General features: G+C 61.1%; 5 protein-coding genes. 4 read left to right on the forward strand and 1 reads right to left on the reverse strand.

Features of this window, described 5'->3' with window-relative positions; all coding sequences use genetic code 11:
• The 3 genes from HU218_RS13330 to HU218_RS13340 form a co-directional block, all read left to right on the forward strand.
• Positions 1 to 1,625 (forward strand): hypothetical protein (locus HU218_RS13330; protein WP_217450831.1); only part of this gene is annotated, 1,625 nt, incomplete at its 5' end.
• Entirely contained in the window at positions 1,625 to 2,188 is a 564-nt protein-coding gene (locus HU218_RS13335) for a cob(I)yrinic acid a,c-diamide adenosyltransferase (RefSeq protein WP_174875431.1), read from the forward strand. The genes HU218_RS13330 and HU218_RS13335, both read left to right, overlap by 1 nt.
• Before the next feature lie 54 nt (positions 2,189 to 2,242).
• Positions 2,243 to 2,830 (forward strand): thermonuclease family protein, encoded by a 588-nt coding sequence (locus HU218_RS13340; RefSeq protein ID WP_174875432.1) that lies wholly within the window; start codon positions 2,243 to 2,245, stop codon positions 2,828 to 2,830.
• Positions 2,831 to 2,848: 18 nt separating this feature from the next.
• On the opposite strand, the gene HU218_RS13345 is transcribed toward HU218_RS13340, so the two are convergent.
• Positions 2,849 to 4,039 (reverse strand): EAL domain-containing response regulator, encoded by a 1,191-nt coding sequence (locus tag HU218_RS13345; RefSeq protein WP_174875433.1) that lies wholly within the window; start codon positions 4,037 to 4,039, stop codon positions 2,849 to 2,851.
• 135 nt (positions 4,040 to 4,174) lie between these two features.
• Here HU218_RS13345 and HU218_RS13350 point away from each other — a divergent pair, with 135 nt between their 5' ends.
• Positions 4,175 to 4,720 (forward strand): hypothetical protein, encoded by a 546-nt coding sequence (locus HU218_RS13350; RefSeq protein ID WP_174875434.1) that lies wholly within the window; start codon positions 4,175 to 4,177, stop codon positions 4,718 to 4,720.
• Positions 4,721 to 4,817: the final 97 nt, after the last annotated feature.

Genomic DNA, 4,817 nt, shown 5'->3' on the forward strand with positions numbered 1-4,817 from the left:
ATCCGGTATGGGCCGACAATTGGCAGCCGCCACAGGCCGCGGCTAAGGAGGAAGTCCTGCCGCCGGTGGTTTCCGATGTGCTGGCGGCGGAGTCTTCGTTGCTGGCTGCTGGCAGCGTCGAACCGGAGTCGATTGCAGACGGCAGCTACCATGTGTCGATGGATGATTTTTTGGCGGCGCTGCAGCCAACATCCATCGCTGAAGTACCTTCCCTGTCGCAGGAAATGTTGCCAGAAGATACGGTTACCGGCGAGCGAGGCGATTCCATCGCTGCCGTGGATACGGTCATGACGCCAACTCGGCCAATCGAGGCTGCCATTTGCGTAGAGGAAAGTCAGGCCGAATGGGCGCAATCGTCTCACGAGGCTGGGCAAGACGAGGGAGTGATTGCCGCCGAGCCGCCTGTGCTGCTGGAAACTGCCGACGTTGTTGCGTGGAGCGAGCCTGCAGAGGTCGCGCCGGCGATGGCGGCGCCGATGTCACCGGCAGCGGCTGTACCGGATGATGCGGCCAGCCTTGATGTTGCTGCTGAGGTGGCGCTGCCAGCGCATGCTGACGTTGCCGTGCCGGCCCAAGGTGCGTTGCCGGAAGGTCAGGCACAGGGTGATGTGCCACTGTCTGAAGGTGTCGATTCGTTTGCCGAGGATGACGGTTGGCCGCTAGAGACGCCGTCTAGCGAAGCCGAGGAGGTCGATGTTGATGCTGTGGCGATGCAGCCTCCGGCTCTGGTAGAGGCCGCCGACTGGCAGCCGGAAGCCGAGGCTCTGAGCGACGAGGATGCTCCATGGTCTCAAACCACCGCATCTACCTTGGCTGCAGAACCTGCAGCCAACCTTGCCGCCCAGGAAGAAGCGGAGCCACTTGTTCTGGACGATGATTTGCCGGTGATGGCCGAGCCGGATGTGGCGGCAATGCCGGAGCCTGAGGCTATGTCGGCACATGCCACCACACCGGTGCAGAGTATTTCGCTGGACAGCTTGCCGACCGGTGTTCTGGGTGGCGGCTTGGGGCTTGCCAGTGCTGCTGGCGCGGCAGCTGCCGTCGCCCAGTTGGGGGCGGCCGCCGAACATTTGCCGGGCGGGGACGCCTGGCCGCTGCGCGAACAGCTGCGACATGGAGCCGACGAGCGCGATGTCGAACAGGACTGGGCGCGGGACCTGCATGCCGAGGCGCCACGGGCGGTAGTGGAGATGGCACTGGAGCCGGAGGCCATGGTGATGCGTTCGCGCCGCCATGTGGTGACGGACGGCAGCGAATCCATGACCGCTCCGGCATCGGAAGTCGAGCTGCCGTTTACCATGGCACCAGCACCGGAGCCAGTACTGGACAGTAACGAAGAGATCCGAGTCGAATCGGTGACGCCGCCGTTGGCCGCAGGGTCGGTGCTTGGTGGTGTGGATGAGGGTGCCTTGATCGAGGCGCTGTATGCGCGGGTACTGCCGCGCATGAAGGTCGAATTGACCTTGTGGATGCAGGATGCACTGGAGCAGCAGGCCAAGTCGCTGATTTCCGGTGTCATGCAGCAGATGAAAGAAGACTTCGACATGATGCTGGCGCAGTCACTGAAAGAATCGCTGCGCGAGGCGCTTGATGAAGTGGCTCCGCAGCGTGGCAAGGAAAACTGATGGGTCACCGTTTATCACGCATTATTACCCGCACCGGCGATGCCGGTACTACCGGTCTTGGCGATGGCAGCCGCGTCTCCAAGCATTCGCCGCGCATCCATTCGCTGGGCGAGGTTGATGAGCTTAACTGCATCGTCGGCCTGATTCGTTGCGAGAGTATTCCTGCCGAGGTGGATGCGTTTCTGGCCGAGGTACAGCACGATTTGTTTGATCTGGGGTCGGAGTTGGCGGTGCCAGGTTATCAGGCATTGCAGGAAACCCAACTAGCCATGCTGGAGCAACAGGCCAGCGACTGGAACGGCCAGCTGCCGATGCTGAAGGAGTTCATTCTGCCCGGTGGCTGCAAGGCGGCCGCGCTGGCACATCAGGCGCGGGCAGTGTGCCGGCGTGCCGAGCGCAGTGTGGTGGCGCTGGGCGAGGATGAGCCGGCATTGCCGGCACTGCCGCGCCAGTATCTGAACCGCCTGTCGGATGTGCTGTTTATCCTGTCGCGGCACCTCAACGTGGCTGCCGGTGTCAGCGATGTACTGTGGCGTCCGCGACGCCTGCAACAGGACAGCTGATGCTTACACGGCCCTTCGGGCCGTTTTTCATTTCACCGTTTTCCCGGAAGTCGCATGTCAATCAATCGTCGTCAGCTGGCCGCTCTCAATACCCTGTTTTCCAACGCAGCACCCGCGCGCAAGCTTGTGGCTGCGCTGGTGCTGCTGGCTGCCATTGTCACCTGGTTCTATCCATCGCACGGAGAAGCCGTGGCGGGCGGATCGCAGATCATGGGCACGGTAGTGGCCATTGCCGATGGCGATACGCTTACCGTGCTGGATCAGGCCAACCAGCAGCACAAGATACGCTTTGCCTTTATTGATGCGCCCGAAAAGGCGCAGCCCTATGGCCAGAGTGCACGCCAGGCCCTATCGGCACAGGTGTTCCGGCAGCCGGTGCGGGTTGAGGTGATCGAGCAGGATCGCTATGGGCGCAATGTTGGCCGCGTGTGGCGGCAGGATCAGGATATCAATCTGTTGATGGTGCAGCAGGGCTATGCCTGGCATTACCGGCAATATGCGCAGAAAACCCAGAGCGGCAGCGATTTTGCGCATTACGAGGCGGCGCAGCAGCAGGCCGCACACAGCAGACTCGGTTTGTGGCAGCAGGCGGCACCGCAAGCGCCGTGGGAATGGCGCCGTAACCGGCGCGAAGCCGGTTAGTACTACGCGACAGGCTGTTCAGGCCTGTTTGCTGTTGCCGTCATCATCCAGATGCAGATGTTGTGCCAGCTCGCCGGCACTGACTGGCATGCTGAGCAGGAAACCCTGCAACTCCAGGTCAGGATAGCGGCCCTGCAGATAAGCCAGGTCATGGCTGTTATCCAGCCCTTCGGCGACGATACGTAACGACAGTTCGCGGCCGATGCGGATGATGCCATCGAGAATGCTCTGGCTGCGTGGTGACTGGTGTATGCCGCGGATCAGACTGCGGTCGAGCTTCAGTTCGGTAAGCGGTAGTTCTTTCAACTGTTCCAGATTGGTGTGCCCGGTGCCGAAATCATCGAGCGAAAGCTCGAAGCCGCGCATGCGCAGCCGTAGCAAGGTGACCAAGGTATGCCCAAGGTCGCTGAAAGCCATGGTCTCGGTGATTTCCAGCACGATGCGCTGGGGCGAGAGCCCACGGCTGGCTACTTCGCTGACCAGCCAGTCGAAAAATTCGGCATCCTCCAGCAGACCGCGCGATAGATTGATCGACAGTCGCAAATCCTTGGCACATGGATCGCGCGCCAGTAAATCGAGACTGGTCTGAACGATGCGCCGTGTCAGCAGCACGATGAAACCTTCGTGTTCCAGGCGATCGATAAAACTGCCGGGGCCGATAATGCCGTAAGCCGGATGTTGCCAGCGAGCCAGGGCTTCAATCTGTACGGCTTGCTGCGTGTGCTGGTCGAAGATGGGCTGAAAGAAGGCACAGAACTGGTTTTGTGCCAGGCCGCTGAAGATTTCGGCCAGCGGGATGGTGCGTTCGGGGCTGAGAGGCCTTTTGGCCGCCAGCAGCAGGCGGCGCACCTCGCTCTGGAATGCTTCGACCTCAATCGGTTTTGCCAGATAGGAAATGGCCGGAAAACCCAGTTCCTCGGCTGCCCGCATGCAGCCGGCGAGCAGTTCCGGCACATGACCACTCAACAATAACAGTGCGGGTACCTGCACCAGCCTTGCCAGCTGTTCCACCAGCTCAATGCCGTCCATGCCCGGCATGTTCAGATCGGTAATCACCAGGTCAAGTTGTGGCATCTGGCGCGCCTGCAGCAATGCCCAGCGGCCGTCCGGTGCCTCGTGCACCTCTACATCGGGCAGCTGCTGGCACAGTGCAACCAGGATGGCGCGCTGACTGCTGCTGTCTTCTGCAAGCAGGACGTGACTGGGCATGATGCCTCCAGATGGGGTAACGGTTGTTTCTATATAAGCTGCTGCCGGTCACTTATCCAGTTGTGCTTGTACGCGTAGCTGTTTTGGCTGTGCGCCAGTCGTGGCACAATGCCGCCCTCAAATGTGGAGAACAGCATGCAAAACGCCGAAATTTCAAGCCGGATTGCCGCATTACTGCAGGCGGGACGCAGCAAGCAAGAAATCTATGCCGAGCTGCGCGGCAATGCCGGTAACGATGCGCGCCTGGCGTATCTGCTGGCCGGCAGCGCCAGCGAGGCACGCAAGGCGCAGATGATGATGAAAAACCGTGCGCTGATTCTGGTAATGGTGGTTCAGGCGGCATTGGCACTCTTTGCCGGCTATGCCGGCGGCCAACTGCTGGGCGGCAGTTCCGGCCTGTGGCTGGCGCTGTTTTACGCGCTGGTGCCGGTTGCCTTTGCTGCCGGGTTCTCCCGATATTTGGCGGCGGCGTTCAATGTCTATCTGCTGTATACGCTGATCCGCCTGCCACAGCTGCTGGAGCAGGTGATGGCCGGTGGGCTGCTCGACGTGTGGCAACTGTTGCTGGCGCTGTTGACCCTGCTGTTGACCTGGCACGTACGGCGTGGTCTGTTTCCGGACTTCACCGTCACACTGCAGGTGCGCCGCGACGCCAGCGGCAATTACATTTTCGCCGATTAATGCAGAAGACAGCGGCCAACCTTATCGGTTGGCCGCTGTCTTTGGTGGGTCTGAATCAGGGCGTAGCTGCGAGTCCGGCGGTGGTGTCAGTTGGCAG

Source organism: Vogesella oryzae (genome assembly GCF_902829295.1).
GTDB lineage: Bacteria > Pseudomonadota > Gammaproteobacteria > Burkholderiales > Chromobacteriaceae > Vogesella > Vogesella oryzae.